We start from the raw sequence: 16,545 nt of genomic DNA on the forward strand, positions 1-16,545 counted from the left end.
GGCTGGCCCGCACTCGTTGTTGCAATGTCTCGATGGGTGGACACACACCTTCAACATTGCGCCTAGATTGCGGGCCAGCCTGGAAGACTGAGTATGTAAGGGGCTTTTCAACAGCCTGCATGAGCCTGGTCCGGGTCGCACTTGAGATTCATGCGCCCTTCGCCCTGCTCTTCCCCCAGTGTCGCGAACATCTTGTCCCGCACTTTCATCACTGCCACATCCGGGCCGAAGGAGAAATCCTCTCGCGCTTCCGGCTTGCTCAACAGGTACGCTTGCGCGGCTTTGGCATCCATGATCAAGGCATCCCTTATTGACCCGCTATGCAGACATTGGCCGGTTGGGTCGACGGCCTCAGCGACCTCATGATACCCGCCGCAGCAAAGGGACTACCAGCGAGGAGAAGCCGGCACACAGCGGATATGAGGAAGTGATTGCTGGTACACGCCGACGGGGCGGGCTGGCATTTTCGCGCCCAATAAAAAACCCCGGCGGATAGCCGGGGTCTTGTGTCTCGACAGTACCCTTGTGAGGCGGGGCCGAAACAAGTCAGGAAGTTTACCCGCTTGTGAAAAGGATCGCGACCGCTGAGGACGGTTTAGCTGATAACCAGCATGCACGAAAACCGCTGACGGGAAACAATGCGGCAACGCTCGACACAACAACGCGGGGCTCGTCCTACCCACATTGTTGCGTGCGCCTGTTACGTTGCTATGAAATTTCGCGGGTTTCGCGGAAGCGGATCTCCGGGTGACGCTCCTGTGCCAGTTGCAGGTTCACACGGGTCGGAGCCAGATAGGTCAGGTGACCAGCGCCGTCGCGGGACAGGTTATCGTGGGCTTTACGCTCAAAGGCCGTCAGCTCTTTGTCACTGCCGGCTTCAATCCAGCGCGCCGTGGCCACACTGACCGGTTCATAGCGGCAATCCACCCCATATTCCCCCTTCAGCCGCGCTGCGACCACGTCGAACTGCAGGGTACCCACGGCACCCAGAATCACGTCGTTGTTGCGCAGCGGGAAGAAAACCTGGGTGGCGCCCTCTTCCGCCAGCTGGGTCAGGCCCTTGTGCAGCTGCTTGCTTTTCAGCGGGTCGTTGAGCACCACGCGCTGGAACAGTTCCGGGGCGAAGTGGGGAATGCCGGTGAAGGCCAGCTCTTCACCCTCGGTGAAGGTGTCACCGATCTGGATGGTGCCGTGGTTGTGCAGGCCGATAATGTCACCGGAAAAGGCCTCTTCCACGTTGTCACGCTCACCGGCCAGAAAGGTCAACGCATCAGGAATACGCACGTCCTTGCCGGTACGCACCTGCTTGAGCTTGATGCCCTTGTGGTATTTGCCGGAACAGATGCGCATGAAGGCAATGCGGTCCCGGTGGCGGGGGTCCATGTTCGCCTGGATCTTGAACACGAAGCCGGTCATCTTGGGCTCGTCGGCGACCACGGTACGCGCGGTGGCATCACGGGGCTGGGGCGGCGGCGCCCACTTTACCAGGCCGTCGAGCATGTGATCGACGCCGAAGTTGCCCAGGGCGGTACCGAAGAACACCGGGGTCAGTTTGCCGGCCAGGAAGCGTTCCAGATCGAATTCGTGGCTGGCGCCCTGAACCAGTTCCAGAGTCTCGCGCAACTCCTCGGCGTAGTCGGCTCCCACCGCCTGATCCAGCTCCGGATTATCGAGCCCTTTCACTTCGCGCACGTCCTGCACAGTGTGGCCCTGGCCGGTCTTGTACAGCACGGTGGTGTCGGTGAGCAGGTTGTAGACGCCCTTGAAGCTCTTGCCCATACCGATGGGCCAGGTAATCGGCGCGCACTCGATATTGAGCACGTCCTCGATTTCATCCAGCACGTCGATGCCGTCGCGCACATCCCGGTCCAGCTTGTTGATGAAGGTGAGAATCGGCGTGTCGCGCAAGCGACAGACTTCCATCAGCTTGACGGTCCGTTGCTCCACGCCCTTGGCCGCATCGATCACCATCAGCGCCGAATCCACGGCGGTGAGGGTACGGTAGGTATCCTCGGAGAAATCAGCGTGCCCGGGGGTGTCCAGCAGGTTGACGGTGGCATCCTTGTAGGGGAACTGCATCACCGAGGTAGTGACGGAAATGCCCCGCTCCTTCTCCATCTCCATCCAGTCGGAGGTGGCGTGCTTACCGGACTTTTTGCCTTTCACGGTACCTGCGCTCTGGATCAGGTTTCCGTACAACAGCAGCTTTTCGGTAATGGTGGTTTTACCGGCGTCCGGGTGCGAAATAATCGCGAAGGTGCGGCGCTTGGCCACCTGGTCTTGCAGGCTCATGGGGCTTCCGACTCTGACAGGGGTTTTCGAGGGCGCGAGTATAACAGCCTTGCGAGCCCTTATCAGGCTCTCAGCGCCACCCTGTCAGACGATGCCGGAGCCCTTCAGCTGGCGCTGACGAATTAGCAGATAGAGGGCAAATCCCACCGCGACACCAGGAACCAGCCCCAGCAGCAGCGCCAGCCAACCGCCGCGGACCTGGTAACGCTGACGCTCGAACACCACCCAGATGGCAAGCACCACCCAGCACAAAATCACATCCGTGGAATACCCGGCTGCAAAGGGATTCACAAAGCCTCCGGCGGCGGCAGCCAGGATATCCGGATTCTCCACCAGCGGCGGGATAATCAGCACCGCAAACACCACACAAAAGCTCAGGGCTACCAGCAATAACAGTCGACGAAACAGGTTCTCTGACACAGGCCAAGTCCTCGCAATAGGTCATCCGTAATCACCGTATCCTTGAGGATTTACTCTGGTGTGTCCACCTTTCCAACTCGGTACTTCAGGGCGAGCCGAAAGCAGTGCTAGAGTGTCGGTTCCAGAACAACAAGGATGCCAGACCATGCCTGTTTATCTCCGCGCTTTCGCTGCCCTCTTCCTCGCTACCCTGCTGGCGGCCTGCAGCCGCACCCCGGACGCCGGCGATGCCCGTCAAGCGCTGGAGGCAGAACTGGACAACGCGCACCTGTCCGGCCTGTTGGCAGTCACCGATGTGGAAAAGCGCAATGGGTACGACGACGGAGACGGCCGCTACACCCTGGAAGTGGATTACCAGCTGAAAGCCAGGGACGACCTGGGTGGCTACACCGACAAGATCAAGGGTAACGAGGATCTGTCCGGCATGGATCGCTTTGCCATGATCATGACGCTCAGCGCCCTGCGTATGGAGCACGGCAACTTCAAGAAGGGCGATACCTTCCAGCGCCAGCGGGTGATTACCTTCCGGGATTCAGAGAACGGCTGGATGCCGATTCAGGAGTAACGGGGAGCGGTTCGAATCGCACCTTGCCTGCTGTAGGAGCGGCTCTCGAGCCGCGAACCGAGCGTAGCGAGGCGACAAAGATCAAGGTCTGACCACCATTCTTTCTGGAAACTGTCGAGCCTTGAGATTTCTGATCGCCCTGCGGACGATTTCCGCGCAAGCGCGGTTCGCGCCTCAAGAGGTGTTATTCGCTTCGCTCACCCTTCGGGCCGCACGGAACTACGTGCGTTACTCCGCTACGCTCCGTTCCTACAGGGGCTTTGTAGCAATGGCAGCGGATTATTTATGCCCGCCAGAAAGCAGGCATTGCATCAACACCGCGTTTTCGTGCCCGTCCCCCTTGCGGTAATAATTCTTGCGCACCCCACAGACCTCAAAGGCCAGCTGGCGGTAGAGTCCCTGGGCACTTTGGTTGCTTTCCCGCACTTCCAGATAGACCACGGTCATGGCATCGGCGCGGGCCGCCTCGAGAGCCTGTTGCAGTAATCGCCGGGCGATACCATGGCGCTGCCAGGCCGGGGCCACCGCGATGTTGAGGACATGGGTTTCGTCGAGGATTCGCGACAGGACCAGAAAAGCCGCCGGGACATCATCCACGGTGGCCACCTGGCACAGATAATTGGTGTTGCCCAGGCAATCGTGAAAGTGGGCGCTGTTCCAGGGAGTCAGCTGGGCGGCGGTTTCGATGGCCATCACCGCGTCCACATCTTCCAGCTCCATGGCGCGAATGGCTGCCACGCGGGTCCGATCACTCGCCATGGAAGCCATTTGCCTGCATGGCGTGCCAGCTGGCCTTCTTGTGCTGCGCCGGCTCCGCCAGCATTTCTGCCAAGCTGCTGACCACCAGTGCCGGGCGACCACCTAACTCGAAGGGTTGATAGCGGGGCTGATCAAACAGCGCCTCACTGAGCGCCTCCGGCAAGCACAGCAATACCCGCTCGCCACCCGCCTGCTCACACAGGCCGGCAATAAAGGCCGACAGCGCCTGGGACGCTTCTTGCGCAGGCATGGGCTGTTCTGTCAGCGGGCAGAAAAAACGACGTGGACGCTGGGGGCGGGCCTGGAACAGGGCCAACAGGTTAGCCATCAGTGGCGCCTCAAAACGTCCCAGCCCCGGCGCCTGGCTGTCTTCCTGCGCGCATAGCAACCAGGTATCGCCACCCAGATGGGCTTCCAGGGTAAAGGTCAGCCCCTTGCCTCTGGTGACTGCCGGTGCGGGTGGTGTCGGCTCCGGGGTATCGGTGGTGGCTTTGGGCACCGGCGGACTCTGCGGAGCCTCCTGAGCCGGCACCTCACTGGCAACAGGGGCCGCTGTCTGCGGCGAAGCCGGGGCAGGTGTGTCCTGAGCGGGCGCTGGTGATGCCACTGCCGCTGGCTGCTCTTCCTCGTCTTCCCAGTCCAGCAGCGGCGAGACCGCTGCACCAGGCAACGGCCCCCTGGCCACCCAAGGTGTCAGGCCCAGGGCTTTCAGATAGTGTTGTCGCTGGGCTTCATTCATGGAGCGCTCCGCACCTGCTTGCACGCACCAGGCCAGCACGCAGGCACGTCGTGCCTTTCAACAGCATGTTGCGTGAAGCGTCTAGCGTGTCAGCGTTACTCATACATCCGCCGCTTGCGGGTGAGCCCTTTCCAGGCCCGCCGCGAAGTGATTCAGGGCATTCAGGTAGGCCTTGGCGGAGGCGGTGATGATATCCACATCGGCGCCGTGGCCGTTGACGATCCGGCCGCCTTTTTCCAGTCTTACCGTGACTTCACCCTGGCTGTCAGTGCCAGCGGTGATGGCATTCACCGAGTACAGCTGCAGGATGCTGTGGCTTTCCGCCAGCATCTCGATGGCCTTGAAGGCCGCATCCACAGGCCCGGCACCCATGGAGGTCGCCTCCCGTTCCTGACCATCGATAGCCAGCACGATGCGGGCTTCCGGCGTTTCACCGGTGCGCGCGGTGGCTTCCAGCAACACCAGCTTGAAGCGTTCTTCCTCGGCCGCTTTCTTGGTGTCACTGACCAGGGCCTGCAGGTCCTCATCGAACACTTCGTGCTTCTTGTCAGCCAGATCCTTGAAGCGCTGGAAGGCCTCGTTCATGGCCGCTTCCGAGGCAAAGGTGATGCCCAGCTCGTCCAGACGGGCACGGAAGGCGGCACGGCCGGAGTGCTTGCCCAGCACCATCCGGTTGGTGTGCCAACCCACATCCTCGGCGGACATGATCTCATAGGTCTCGCGGTGTTTGAGCACCCCGTCCTGGTGAATGCCAGACTCATGAGCAAAGGCATTGGCTCCAACGATGGCCTTGTTGGGTTGCACCGGGAAGCCGGTGATCTGCGACACCATTTTCGAGGTGGGGACGATCTCTTTGGCATTGATGCCGGTGTCCACGTTGAAGAGATCCTGGCGAGTGCGTACCGCCATGACAATCTCTTCCAGGGACGCATTGCCGGCCCGCTCGCCCAGGCCGTTGATGGTGCATTCCACTTGCCGGGCACCGGCCTGGACCGCGGCCAGGGAGTTGGCCACCGCCAGCCCCAGGTCGTTATGGCAGTGCACCGAGAACACGGCCTTGTCGGCATTCGGGATACGAGCCAGCAGCTGGCCAATGGTATGGCCATATTGTTCCGGAATGGCATAGCCCACGGTGTCGGGGATATTGATGGTGGTGGCACCGGCGTCGATCACCGCCTCGATAATACGGCAGAGAAAATCCAGCTCGGAACGGCCCGCATCCTCGCAGGAAAATTCCACATCGCCCATGTGATTGCGGGCATGCTTCACCGCCGCCACGGCATGCTCGACCACCTGATCCGGCTCTAACCGCAGCTTGTGCTGCATATGAATCGGGCTGGTGGCGAGGAAGGTGTGAATTCGGCCGGATTCAGCCCCGGCCAGCGCTTCCGCTGCCCGGTCGATATCCGACGCCTTGGCACGGGCCAGAGAGCAGATGGTGGATTCGCGCACGGTGTCGGCAATGGCCTTCACCGACAGGAAATCCCCCTGGCTGGCGATAGCAAAACCGGCCTCGATCACGTCCACCTTCATGCGTTCCAGCGCCTTGGCGATGCGCAGCTTCTCGTCCTGGTCCATGGTGGCACCCGGGCTCTGCTCACCATCACGCAGGGTGGTATCGAAAATAATCAGGCGCTCTTTGCTCATCGTTATCTCTCACAAATTTCCGGGGGCCAAGCTCGCCCCTTTCACTGTAGGAGCGTGCTTGCACGCGAACCAGGTCTGGGCGAAGGTTCGCGTGCAAGCACGCTCCTACATCACGGGTTCAGGTTTGCGAACAGTTTACACCAGTCGCAGGGTACGCAGCACGGCTTCACGCAGGGCCTCACCGGCCTCTCGCCCGGCGATACCCTCGGCCAGCCGGATCTTTTTGCCGTCCACCTCGGCGATCAGCGTCATGTACTCGGTCTGGCGGCCATTGCTGGTGCTGCTCATGCCGGTCTTCAGCACCACTTGGTCTGCCCGCAGCAGTTGGCACTTGCGGGTGAACAACGGGACTCCCAGCCAGCGACGCAGGCTACGCACTTCACCGCCACGCACCCACACATCCAGCCCACGTCCCAGAGTGAACAGGGTACTGCCGACAATGGCATAACCGATCAACCCAAAAATGCTGCCCATGAAGTACAACATAAAGCCTTCACTGGCGGCGGCGATAAACAACCCCGTTCCCACGGCAGCAAAGATGCCACCAAACACCAATAGCGCGAGCTTCATGCCCAGATGGCGACCGGGACGGCTTTGCAAATGCAGGCCCTGGCCGGTCTGCTCCACCCGGATCTGTTCATTGGCGGATTCCAGCGCCTCCACCTGACGCTCGCGCTGGTCGGCCATGACATGGGACTCCGGCAGACGAAAACGACTCTCGCCCTCCCCCGCCACCACCGGAATATCCCAGCTCCGTTTCAGCTTGCGGCCTTCCACCATGCCCTCCAGCTCGACTCGCCAGCAGATGTAATTGCGACCACTACCGGAGGACGGCGGCTGCTCCGCAGGCACATCGAAACAAAACAGGATGTCGCTGCCCTGCTGGGTGGGCTGGCACAGGGCGCGCTGGTCGGTTTGCCAGAGGATATCTTCCACAGTCTTGCGGTTCTTGCCGCTACCGCTCTCCCGGCCACGGATACAACTTAGCCACACGTCCATGTCCGTCTCCCGGGATAGCGCCTTGCCCAGGTGAATGGAGCCGCCTACCTGACCACCGGCATGGCCCGGCTCCGGATCCAGTTCCAACGGAGAGGGACCGAAAAACCGATAATTGCTGCGCATTTTCCAGCCCGCCCAGGCAATGCCAGCGCCCACAGCGGGAAACAACAGCACCATCAGAATCGCATAATCCCCCCGGCTGACCTTGTCCCAGACTGCCAGATAGGCCGGCGACGGCAGCAGGATGAAGATGGCGCCGAAGCCCACCAGGAACCAGTGCCCGGATTTTTCCTTGCTGTGGTACTGGCCGCCTTCTGCCAGCTCGGCCTTACCCTTGCTGCCCCGGTTGAACATAAACATCAGGCCTCCGCCCACCAATGCAAAGACGCCGCCGAAGGCCAGGCCAAACACCAATGAGCCCCAACGCAGAGTGCGATCCAGAAAAGCCTCGGACGGATTCGCCGGGTTGACCCAGGCCAGGACGGTGCGCCCCCGGGAGCGTGCGGACTCCAGTCGGCTGGCCAGACGCTGCCAGTAATCGTCAAAGTTATCGCTGCCGCCGTACTGACTCACCGTATGGCTGGAATAGCTGCGCCCGTTATAGTCATAACGGTAGCTGGCGCTGACACTGTAGGTGGTGGAGCCGTCGGAATAACTGCGATTGAGAGTACTGCTAAGCACGGTGGCCGGCACCCTGTCCCAGCTCCCGGACTGCCAGTATTGAAAGGCGGGCTTGAGCCCCACAAAGAACATCACCGCCAGGCCTGCCACCAGGAAAACCCCTGGAAACAGGATGGTCATGCACCCTGCTGCTTTATCGTCTTTCTGTGTTTCCTGTTCTGTGTTTTCTGCCGTATTCGACACCCGTGATTCCCCCAAACAACAACACTCCGGCCAGGGCACCGTACAGGTGGGCATTCACATAGACCCGCCCGTCGATCCAGCTACGGAGATATTCCACGTCATAGCCTGCCTGCTGCTCACTGACAATTCGCCCGGCGATCACCAGCAACACCAGTGAATGCAGCCAGGGATTCCCCCGCCAGCCCTGCAGCAGGCAATAGACCAGCAAGCCATGGAGGATACCGGACAGCCCCACATAGTGCTGCAAACCGGTATCCAGAAAATACAACGCCAGTCCGGTGACCGCCCCACAAAACAGCAACCAGCTCCAGAAGCGCACCCGATCCAGCAGGTCCGTGAAGAAATAGCCGCATAGCACCAGGCCGGCCAGATTGAGCAGCATGTGCCAGTGATTGAGATGCACCAGATGGCAGGTCAGCAACCGCCAGAGCTGACCCTGTTCGATGGCCCCACGATCAAATCCCAGCCAGGGGTTCACCCAGCCATGGGCTAGACCCAGCACGACCATGGTGGCCACCACCAGGGCGAAGTGCGGGCGAAGTTTTTTGTCTCTGGGTTGCATGAAGGTACCGGCTGACATTGAAGGGGTATTAAGCCACAAGCTGCAAGCTGCAAGCCACAAGGCGCGGAATGGATTGTACCGATACTGGCAGACAGTGCCCGCGCTCCCAAGTCAGCGGCGCGGCGCACGCGTTAGCAGTTTGGCAAGGACAGCAAGTCGTGTTGCAGCTTGTGGCTTGAAGCTTGTAGCTGCCCTTAAAAAAGAAAACCCCGCACAAGGCGGGGTTCTCTTTGGAGCGTGTTACGAGCTCATGATTTACATCATGCCGCCCATACCGCCCATTCCACCCATGCCGCCCATATCCGGGGCGCCGCCACCGGCGTTTTCTTCCGGCTTGTCCGCCACCATGGCTTCGGTGGTGATCATCAGGCCGGCGATGGAAGCCGCTGCCTGCAGCGCGGAACGGGTTACCTTGGCAGGGTCCAGGATACCCATTTCCAGCATGTCACCGTATTCACCGGTGGCCGCGTTGTAACCGTAGTTACCGGAACCGTTGCGTACTTCCTGCACGATCACGGACGCTTCAGCACCGGCGTTGTAGGCGATCTGACGCAGGGGCATTTCCAGCGCGCGGAAAGTCAGGGCAATACCGGCGTTCTGCTCGTCGTTGTCACCCTTGATGACACCCACGTTAGCCAGAGCACGCACCAGTGCCACACCACCACCGGGAACCACGCCTTCTTCCACGGCAGCGCGGGTCGCATGCAGGGCATCGTCCACACGGGCTTTCTTCTCTTTCATTTCAATCTCGGTGGCAGCACCGATCTTGATCACCGCAACACCGCCGGCCAGCTTGGCCACGCGCTCTTGCAGTTTTTCCTTGTCGTAATCAGAGGAAGAGTTCTCGATTTCCTTGCGGATCTGCTCCACGCGGGAATCGATATCGACCTGCTGACCAGCGCCATCAACAATGGTGGTGTTTTCCTTGTCGATGTTCACTTTCTTGGCGGTACCCAGATCTTCCAGGGACGCATTTTCCAGGCTCAGGCCCACTTCTTCGCTGATCACGGTACCGCCGGTGAGGATGGCGATGTCCTGCAGCATGGCCTTGCGACGGTCACCGAAGCCCGGCGCTTTCACGGCGGCGCACTTGATGATGCCGCGCATGTTGTTCACTACCAGGGTAGCCAGCGCTTCGCCTTCGATATCTTCGGCGATGATCAACAGCGGCTTGCCTGCTTTGGCCACATTTTCCAGGGCCGGCAGCAGCTCGCGGATGTTGGAGATCTTCTTGTCCACCAGCAGGATGTAGGGGTCTTCCAGCTCGACCTGCATCTTCTCCTGGTTGTTGATGAAGTAGGGGCTCAGGTAACCGCGGTCAAACTGCATGCCCTCAACCACGTCCAGCTCGTTCTGCAGGGACTGGCCTTCTTCAACGGTGATAACGCCTTCCTGGCCCACTTTTTCCATGGCCTGGGCGATGATTTCACCCACGGATTTGTCGGCGTTGGCGGAGATGGTACCCACCTGCTCGATGCTCTTGGTGTTGTCGCACGGCGTGGACAGCTTCTTCAGCTCTTCCACTACTGCCGCCACGGCCTGGTCGATGCCGCGCTTCAGGTCCATGGGGTTCATGCCGGCGGTGACAGACTTGAGGCCTTCGTTAACGAATGCCTGAGCCAGCACGGTGGCGGTGGTGGTGCCGTCACCGGCTTCGTCGTTGGCCTTGGAGGCCACTTCTTTCACCATCTGGGCACCCATGTTCTCGAACTTGTCTTCCAGTTCGATTTCACGAGCCACGGACACGCCATCCTTGGTGATGGACGGTGCACCGAAGGATTTCTCCAGCACCACGTTACGGCCTTTCGGGCCCAGGGTTACCTTGACGGCGTCGGCCAGGATGTTAACGCCTTTGGCCATACGTTGACGGGCTTCGTCACGGAACAGAATTTCTTTCGCCATGGTTCTTTACCTCTGCAAATCTTTACCCCGGAATGGGGTGAATGCCCTTGCGGGCGTTCATGTTCTTGCTCTTGGCCTGCGGCACTTAGCCTTCGACGACGGCCAGAATTTCGGCTTCGCTCATGATCAGCAATTCTTCGCCGTCCACCTTCACGGTGTTACCGGCGTACTGACCGAAGATCACCTTGTCACCGGCTTTCACGTCCAGCGGACGGACATCACCGCTATCGGTGATCTTGCCGTTACCCACCGCGATCACTTCGCCGCGGGACGGCTTCTCGGCAGCGGAACCGGGCAGCACAATACCGCCGGCGGTCTTGGTTTCTTCCTCTTCACGGCGAACCAGCACGCGATCATGCAAAGGACGGATGCTCATTTTTCCTTAAACTCCCAGTTTTAGTTCTGATGACATCCAAGCTCGCGGAAGCGAAGCTCGGCAGTCCGAATTAGCACTCTAACGAGTCGAGTGCTAATCATAGTAATGATGCCAGTGCAGTCAATAGGGAAAGTGACCTTTGAAAGCGCCTGTCCCGCGACCGCCTGCAGGACACAGGAGTGGGGCCTCAGCGTCAGGTTTCAAGGGGGTGAGAAGAAAAATCCTTTGCCGGGTGGGGCAACCCGGGCGTGTCGTTTGCCGTTTTTGCGAGTCACTGAGCAATCCGGTCATTGGCCAGGCAGGGTCAGCCCACCATAATCCGTGCCATCGTGAACCGACATCGCAAGGAATCACCATGGATCTGAACCAGAAAGTGGTTGTTGTTACCGGCGCCGGCCGTGGCCTGGGCCGGGGTATTGCCACCTACTTTGCCGGCAAGGGCGCCCGCCTGGCCTGCGTGGACCTGAGCCAGGAAGACCTGAACGCCACCGTGGCCGCCTGTGAGGCGGCCGGCGGTGAAGCGCGCGCCTATCTGGCCAACGTGGCCAAAGAAGAGGAAGTGGAAAAGCTGTTCAGTGACGTGGTGGCGGACTTCGGCAGCCTGCACGGCCTGGTCAATAACGCCGGCATCACCCGCGATGGCCTGCTGGTGAAGTACAAGGACGGCGAGGTAGTCAGCAAGATGAGCCTGCAACAATGGCAGGCGGTGATCGACGTGAACCTGACCGGCGTGTTTTTGTGTGGCCGCGAAGCAGCTTCGAAAATGTTGGAACTGGGAGTCGAGGAAGGGGTGATCGTCAACATTTCTTCCCTGGCCCGCCAGGGCAGCTTCGGCCAGAGCAACTACGCCGCCGCCAAGACCGGGGTGGTTGCCCTGGCCGAGGTGTGGGCCAAAGAGCTGGCTCGCTACAACATCCGCACTGGCGCGGTGGCTCCCGGCACCATCAACACCGACATGCTCGCCGCCATGAAGCCGGAAGCCCGCGAGCGCCTGATCCAGGCCGTGCCGCTGCGTCGCCTGGGCGAAGCAGAGCACATCGCCCGTTCCGTGGCCTTCATCTTCGAGACCGATTACTTCACCGGTCGCTGTATCGATATGGATGGCGGCCTGCGGTAAAAGCTTCTAGCTTCTAGCTTCTAGCTAACAGTGTGTTCTGCTGATGAGAAGGGGCAACCAAAGGGTTGCCCCTTCTCATTTTTTCGTTTTTCCTTGCAGCTCAAAGCTAGTAGCTCGAAGCTGCCTTCAATGGATCCTTCTTTCCGAGACGCCGTCTACCAGATCGTTGCCGCCATTCCGCCCGGGGCGGTGAGCAGCTATGGTGCCGTAGCACGGCAGGCCGGGTTTCCGCGCCATGCCCGTTTTGTGGGCCGGCTGATGAGCCAGTTACCGAAAGATACCCGTCTGCCCTGGCATCGGGTGTTGCGCGGCGACGGCCGCATTGCCCTGGCGGGCACGCCAGCCGGGGAGCAACAGATCCAGCGGCTACTCGACGAAAACGTCACCGTGCTGGGTGACCGGGTGCCCAGACAGCATTTCCAGCAATGGTAACGCCTCTTCGCTGAATCACACCCCGCGCGCGGTGAACCCGCATCGCTCGCTGCGGACAAAGTGTCTATGATGAGCCTTTCGCCATTCGGCAATACCCGCTAAGAGACCTATGCCCCCACAATCGACCAACTGGCAGCAATCCCTGAAAGCCTTCCTGCATCCCCGTGTAGTGACCATGTTCTTCTACGGGTTTTCTGCAGGCATCCCGCTACTGCTGATCTTCTCCTCGCTGTCTCTGTGGTTACGAGAGGCCGGAGTGGAGCGTTCCACGGTCACCTACTTCAGCTGGGCGGCACTAGCCTATTCGTTCAAGTTTCTCTGGGCGCCGCTGATTGATCGCTTGCCAATTCCCGCCCTGACACGCTGGCTGGGCAGGCGCCGGGCCTGGCTGCTGGTGGCGCAGCTCACTGTGGCCGCCTCCATTTTCAGCATTTCCCTGGTCGACCCGAGCGAGCCTGGAGCGCTGAACCTGATGGCCTTTGCGGTGGTCATGCTCGGCTTTACCGCCGCCACTCAGGATATCGTCATTGATGCCTACCGAATTGAATCTGCGGGTGTCGAATTACAGGCATTAATGTCCTCTTCCTACATTGCCGGTTACCGGATAGGCATGCTCTCCTCCGGGGCGGGCTCGCTGGTATTGGCAAGCTGGATGGGCTCCACCAGCGACGCCTACAGCTACCCCGCCTGGCAAACCACCTATGCGCTCATGGCGCTCACCATGCTGGTTGGCGCCATTACCACCCTGATCATTCGCGAACCGGACAACCCTCGCCCCTCCGCCCATCAGTACACCAGCGGGCAGTATCTGAAGTTTCTGGCGATCTTCGTGGCAGGCATCACTGCCTTCGTGACGGTGTATGTCCTGACCGCCGATTCGGCAGGCACGCTCCGGCAAACGCTCACGGAAATTGTTGAGAACAGCGCCCTGTCCGGCCTGGTAGTGGAAAGCCTGCGGCTAGCGCTGGCAATTGCCATTGTTGCTGCGTTGATCAAGGCGCTCTCATTAACCCCGCTGTATAACAAACAGCTGGTTCGGGAAAGTTATCTGGACCCGGTGAAGGACTTTTTCCAGCGCTACGGTAGCCGCCTCGCCTTGCTGCTTCTGGTTTTCGTGGGTTTTTACCGCATCTCGGATATTGTGCTTGGCGTCATTTCCAACGTCTTCTTTGAGGACATCGGCTTCACCAAGAACGAGATTGCCGGGGTGGTCAAAACCTTCGGCCTGTTCATGACCATTGCCGGCGGTTTTCTGGGTGGGCTGCTGGCCATGCGTCACGGCGTGATCCGGGTGCTGTATCTAGGCGCCTTCCTCACCGTGGCGACCAACCTGCTGTTCCTGTGGCTGGCCTATGCGGGCCACGACATCCGCATCCTCTATGCAGTGATATCGGCCGATAACCTGACCGCCGGGCTCGCCAGCGCCGCCTTTGTGGCCTTCCTCTCGCAGCTCACCAATGTCTCCTTCACTGCCGTCCAGTACGCCATCTTCAGCTCACTGATGACCCTGCTACCCAAGACCATTGGTGGCTACTCGGGCAGCATGGTGGATAACCTGGGCTACCCTGGATTTTTCCTGTTGGCCAGCTTGATGGGCGTACCGGTGTTGGGGCTGATCTATCTGATCCAGCGCCACGAGGCCTTTCGGCACTGAGCCCCGCTCATTCGCCGAAACAGGCTCACCGTATACTTTTCAATCAATTCACAAACCGGCTATAGTGGGAACTTACAAAAAACAACAATAAGAACACACGGATGAGTCACTCGGAACTCGATATTCTGGTCGTGGATGATGCCCGCTTCTCGGCGGCGGTGGTCAATCGCACCCTCGCCTCTGCCGGCTACACCCGCATTCGCCACGCCCACAGCGCCCAGGACGCCCTTGGTCAACTGACCGAGCAACCCGCCGATCTGGTGGTGGCAGACTGGTTGATGCCCGGCATGGATGGCCTGGAGCTGACCCGTCGCATTCGTCAAAGCGACGAAGCCTGCAATCGCTATACCTACGTGCTGCTTCTCACTGCCCGCGAGGGAGTCGATGCCCTGCAACAGGCGTTTGATCAGGGCGTGGACGATTTTGTCTCCAAGTCCTCCATGACCGAGCAACTTCACCACCGGGTCATGGCCGCAGATCGGATTATCCAGCGCCACAACCGGGTACAGACCGACTATCAGCGCATGCTGACCGTGAATCGTCAGCTCAAACGCCACGCCCTGATTGATCCACTGACCGGTTTCGGCAATCGCCAGGATGCCCTGCGTGCGTTGCAGAATACCCTGAAGCAAGCGGAAAAACGGGGCGGCGCCGCCTGCCTGTTGATGTTGCGCCTGGAAGACTTCGAGGCACTACGTGCCCAGCGCGGCGACAAGGTGATGCAGCAAGGGGTACTGGCGTTCAGCCGGCGCCTGCGCCAGTCGGTGCGCCCCATGGATCATCTGTGCCGGTTGCAAACCGACCAGTTTGCCCTGATCACCTGGCAACCCCATATAGACCACTGCGACCCCACCGGTTTCCGGCGCCTTTATGAAGGCCTCAACCACCGGGCCTACCAGACCGCCGCCGGCTTCCTGAGCCTGCAGGTAAGCATGGCAATCGCCGCCTCTGAAGGCACTAGCCATGCGGAGCAGATGTTCGAACAGGCCCTGGCCGAGCTGGATCAGTCCTTTAGCGAGCGACGCATCGTATCGGCCACTGCCAATGTGTAAGTGACGCGGACAAAAACATTTTTCACCACAGAGGACACAGAGTTCACTGAGGAAAAGCGTGCGCTCGGCAGATTCGTCGCTGGCCGCGCGAGAAGCAAAAGCTTACTCCCCCAACCTACCGGTTTTGTTTTTCGAAACTCGCTTCTAGCAACTCGCCCCTGACACCGTCGATCATTGCTACGCGCCCACAAGAATACCCCGTTAACTCTGTGTTCTCTGTATCCTCTGTGGTAAAAATCAGTTCTTTGGCCTGCGATCTTATGCCCCACACTTTCCCCCACTGGTTTTTATTAGGTGCCGGCAATATGGGCACCCTGGCGGCCTGGTATCTGACCCGGGCAGGACATGGCGTTACCGTGATTCGCCATGACTCCCCGGCGCCACTGGAAAAGACGCTGAGGCTGCCGGACGGACGTCAGCAGATGTTGTCGTTACCGGTGCTGGACCCTGCGACCTTACCCGATCACATCGACCATTTACTGGTGGCAGTCAAAACCCCCTATACCCACCAGGCGATGGCGCCGCTAACCGATCGTCTTGACACCGACTCTCTGGTACTGCGTTTTCAGAATGGACTGGGCGCCCTGGATGGCCTGTTGCCGGCGGGGTTTTCCGCGTTGGAAGCTATCACCACCAGCGCCGTCAAAGGTCAGCACCCGGACCACACGGTAGTGGCAGAAAATGCCACCTGGCTCGGAGGCAGCACTGCCCCACCTGCCTGGTTTGCCGCACTGACCGAACACTGGCCGGATCTGCACTGGGAAGACGACATCCGCCCACGCCAGTGGCACAAACTGGTGGCGAATGCAGTGATCAATCCGCTGACCGCTCTTTACGATGTGCCCAATGGCCGTATTAGCGCCGACCCGGCCTTGCGCGAACAGGCCACACAGCTTTGCGAAGAAGCGGATCAGGTGCTGCGACAACTGGACCCGGCGTGGCCCGGCCACTCCCTGGACAATGTACTCACCGTGGCCCGGGCCACCGCCGGCAATACCTCTTCCATGCGTGCGGACTGGCAACGGGGGGCACAGACGGAAATCGATGCCATCAATGGCTGGCTGGTGCAGCAGGCGGACCGGCTGGGGCTGGCCGTCCCCGCCAACAGGAAGGTGGTCACGGCCATGCGGCGTTCCCTGACTATGTAGGAGCTTGCTGGCAAGCG

At 60.1% G+C, this 16,545-nt stretch carries 16 protein-coding genes; 6 read left to right on the forward strand and 10 right to left on the reverse strand.

Translation table 11 applies throughout. The features are described 5' to 3' along the window. Positions 1–107 precede the first annotated feature (107 nt). From B3Q33_RS07440 to B3Q33_RS07450, 3 genes are all read right to left on the reverse strand, one after another. Positions 108–293: an MmcQ/YjbR family DNA-binding protein gene (locus tag B3Q33_RS07440; RefSeq protein ID WP_349677889.1), complete on the reverse strand. Its 186-nt coding sequence runs from the start codon at positions 291–293 to the stop codon at positions 108–110. 415 nt (positions 294–708) lie between these two features. Next, the gene (gene prfC / locus B3Q33_RS07445; protein ID WP_273009928.1) at positions 709–2,292 is read right to left on the reverse strand and encodes a peptide chain release factor 3; all 1,584 of its coding nucleotides are present in this window, start codon (positions 2,290–2,292) and stop codon (positions 709–711) included. A gap of 84 nt (positions 2,293–2,376) precedes the next feature. Next, positions 2,377–2,712, reverse strand: a complete 336-nt coding sequence (locus B3Q33_RS07450; RefSeq protein ID WP_272962345.1) for a DUF2834 domain-containing protein — start codon at positions 2,710–2,712, stop codon at positions 2,377–2,379. A 145-nt stretch (positions 2,713–2,857) separates the two neighbouring features. On the opposite strand from B3Q33_RS07450, the gene B3Q33_RS07455 reads away from it, so the two are divergent. Next, positions 2,858–3,277 carry a hypothetical protein gene (locus B3Q33_RS07455; protein ID WP_035249372.1) on the forward strand — a complete coding sequence of 140 codons (420 nt, stop codon included), beginning with the start codon at positions 2,858–2,860 and terminating at the stop codon, positions 3,275–3,277. Positions 3,278–3,556: 279 nt separating this feature from the next. On the opposite strand, the gene rimI is transcribed toward B3Q33_RS07455, so the two are convergent. From rimI to groES, 7 genes are all read right to left on the reverse strand, one after another. After that, positions 3,557–4,036, reverse strand: coding sequence for a ribosomal protein S18-alanine N-acetyltransferase (gene rimI, locus B3Q33_RS07460; protein ID WP_272962344.1), 480 nt, complete (start codon positions 4,034–4,036; stop codon positions 3,557–3,559). Then, positions 4,026–4,775, reverse strand: coding sequence for a hypothetical protein (locus B3Q33_RS07465; protein WP_272962343.1), 750 nt, complete (start codon positions 4,773–4,775; stop codon positions 4,026–4,028). The genes rimI and B3Q33_RS07465 overlap by 11 nt, the downstream gene beginning before the upstream one ends. A gap of 99 nt (positions 4,776–4,874) precedes the next feature. Then, positions 4,875–6,422 carry a 2-isopropylmalate synthase gene (locus B3Q33_RS07470; protein ID WP_272962342.1) on the reverse strand — a complete coding sequence of 516 codons (1,548 nt, stop codon included), beginning with the start codon at positions 6,420–6,422 and terminating at the stop codon, positions 4,875–4,877. 135 nt (positions 6,423–6,557) lie between these two features. After that, positions 6,558–8,222, reverse strand: a complete 1,665-nt coding sequence (locus B3Q33_RS07475) for a DUF3592 domain-containing protein (protein WP_035249366.1) — start codon at positions 8,220–8,222, stop codon at positions 6,558–6,560. 13 nt (positions 8,223–8,235) lie between these two features. Next, entirely contained in the window at positions 8,236–8,847 is a 612-nt protein-coding gene (gene rrtA / locus B3Q33_RS07480; protein ID WP_272962341.1) for a rhombosortase, read from the reverse strand. 255 nt (positions 8,848–9,102) lie between these two features. Continuing rightward, entirely contained in the window at positions 9,103–10,749 is a 1,647-nt protein-coding gene (groL, locus tag B3Q33_RS07485; protein WP_035249364.1) for a chaperonin GroEL, read from the reverse strand. Between the two features lie 85 nt (positions 10,750–10,834). Then, on the reverse strand, positions 10,835–11,125 hold the full coding sequence (groES, locus tag B3Q33_RS07490; protein ID WP_035249363.1) for a co-chaperone GroES: 291 nt from the start codon (positions 11,123–11,125) through the stop codon (positions 10,835–10,837). Between the two features lie 355 nt (positions 11,126–11,480). Between groES and B3Q33_RS07495 the strand changes: the two genes are divergently transcribed. From B3Q33_RS07495 to B3Q33_RS07515, 5 genes are all read left to right on the forward strand, one after another. Next, entirely contained in the window at positions 11,481–12,242 is a 762-nt protein-coding gene (locus B3Q33_RS07495) for an SDR family oxidoreductase (protein WP_035249361.1), read from the forward strand. Between the two features lie 129 nt (positions 12,243–12,371). Further along, positions 12,372–12,674 carry an MGMT family protein gene (locus B3Q33_RS07500; protein WP_052043016.1) on the forward strand — a complete coding sequence of 101 codons (303 nt, stop codon included), beginning with the start codon at positions 12,372–12,374 and terminating at the stop codon, positions 12,672–12,674. A gap of 109 nt (positions 12,675–12,783) precedes the next feature. After that, positions 12,784–14,328: an AmpG family muropeptide MFS transporter gene (locus tag B3Q33_RS07505; RefSeq protein ID WP_272962339.1), complete on the forward strand. Its 1,545-nt coding sequence runs from the start codon at positions 12,784–12,786 to the stop codon at positions 14,326–14,328. Positions 14,329–14,429: 101 nt separating this feature from the next. Beyond that, positions 14,430–15,380: a GGDEF domain-containing response regulator gene (locus B3Q33_RS07510; protein ID WP_035249358.1), complete on the forward strand. Its 951-nt coding sequence runs from the start codon at positions 14,430–14,432 to the stop codon at positions 15,378–15,380. A gap of 260 nt (positions 15,381–15,640) precedes the next feature. Continuing rightward, positions 15,641–16,528: a ketopantoate reductase family protein gene (locus B3Q33_RS07515; RefSeq protein WP_272962338.1), complete on the forward strand. Its 888-nt coding sequence runs from the start codon at positions 15,641–15,643 to the stop codon at positions 16,526–16,528. Positions 16,529–16,545: the final 17 nt, after the last annotated feature.

The organism is Alcanivorax sp. UBA3183, from assembly GCF_002364155.1.
In the GTDB taxonomy this organism is placed as follows: domain Bacteria; phylum Pseudomonadota; class Gammaproteobacteria; order Pseudomonadales; family Alcanivoracaceae; genus Alcanivorax; species Alcanivorax jadensis.

Excerpts from the sequence above, each read along its gene's own strand:
- B3Q33_RS07510 (WP_035249358.1), top strand. The coding sequence starts at position 14,430 with ATGAGTCACTCGGAACTCGATATTCTGGTCGTGGATGATGCCCGCTTC.
- B3Q33_RS07495 (WP_035249361.1), top strand. The coding sequence starts at position 11,481 with ATGGATCTGAACCAGAAAGTGGTTGTTGTTACCGGCGCCGGCCGTGGC.
- B3Q33_RS07465 (WP_272962343.1), bottom strand. The coding sequence starts at position 4,775 with ATGAATGAAGCCCAGCGACAACACTATCTGAAAGCCCTGGGCCTGACA.
- B3Q33_RS07515 (WP_272962338.1), top strand. The coding sequence starts at position 15,641 with ATGCCCCACACTTTCCCCCACTGGTTTTTATTAGGTGCCGGCAATATG.
- B3Q33_RS07500 (WP_052043016.1), top strand. The coding sequence starts at position 12,372 with ATGGATCCTTCTTTCCGAGACGCCGTCTACCAGATCGTTGCCGCCATT.
- B3Q33_RS07475 (WP_035249366.1), bottom strand. The coding sequence starts at position 8,222 with ATGACCATCCTGTTTCCAGGGGTTTTCCTGGTGGCAGGCCTGGCGGTG.
- rrtA (WP_272962341.1), bottom strand. The coding sequence starts at position 8,847 with ATGCAACCCAGAGACAAAAAACTTCGCCCGCACTTCGCCCTGGTGGTG.
- B3Q33_RS07470 (WP_272962342.1), bottom strand. The coding sequence starts at position 6,422 with ATGAGCAAAGAGCGCCTGATTATTTTCGATACCACCCTGCGTGATGGT.
- B3Q33_RS07455 (WP_035249372.1), top strand. The coding sequence starts at position 2,858 with ATGCCTGTTTATCTCCGCGCTTTCGCTGCCCTCTTCCTCGCTACCCTG.
- rimI (WP_272962344.1), bottom strand. The coding sequence starts at position 4,036 with ATGGCGAGTGATCGGACCCGCGTGGCAGCCATTCGCGCCATGGAGCTG.
- prfC (WP_273009928.1), bottom strand. The coding sequence starts at position 2,292 with ATGAGCCTGCAAGACCAGGTGGCCAAGCGCCGCACCTTCGCGATTATT.
- groL (WP_035249364.1), bottom strand. The coding sequence starts at position 10,749 with ATGGCGAAAGAAATTCTGTTCCGTGACGAAGCCCGTCAACGTATGGCC.
- B3Q33_RS07440 (WP_349677889.1), bottom strand. The coding sequence starts at position 293 with ATGGATGCCAAAGCCGCGCAAGCGTACCTGTTGAGCAAGCCGGAAGCG.
- groES (WP_035249363.1), bottom strand. The coding sequence starts at position 11,125 with ATGAGCATCCGTCCTTTGCATGATCGCGTGCTGGTTCGCCGTGAAGAG.
- B3Q33_RS07505 (WP_272962339.1), top strand. The coding sequence starts at position 12,784 with ATGCCCCCACAATCGACCAACTGGCAGCAATCCCTGAAAGCCTTCCTG.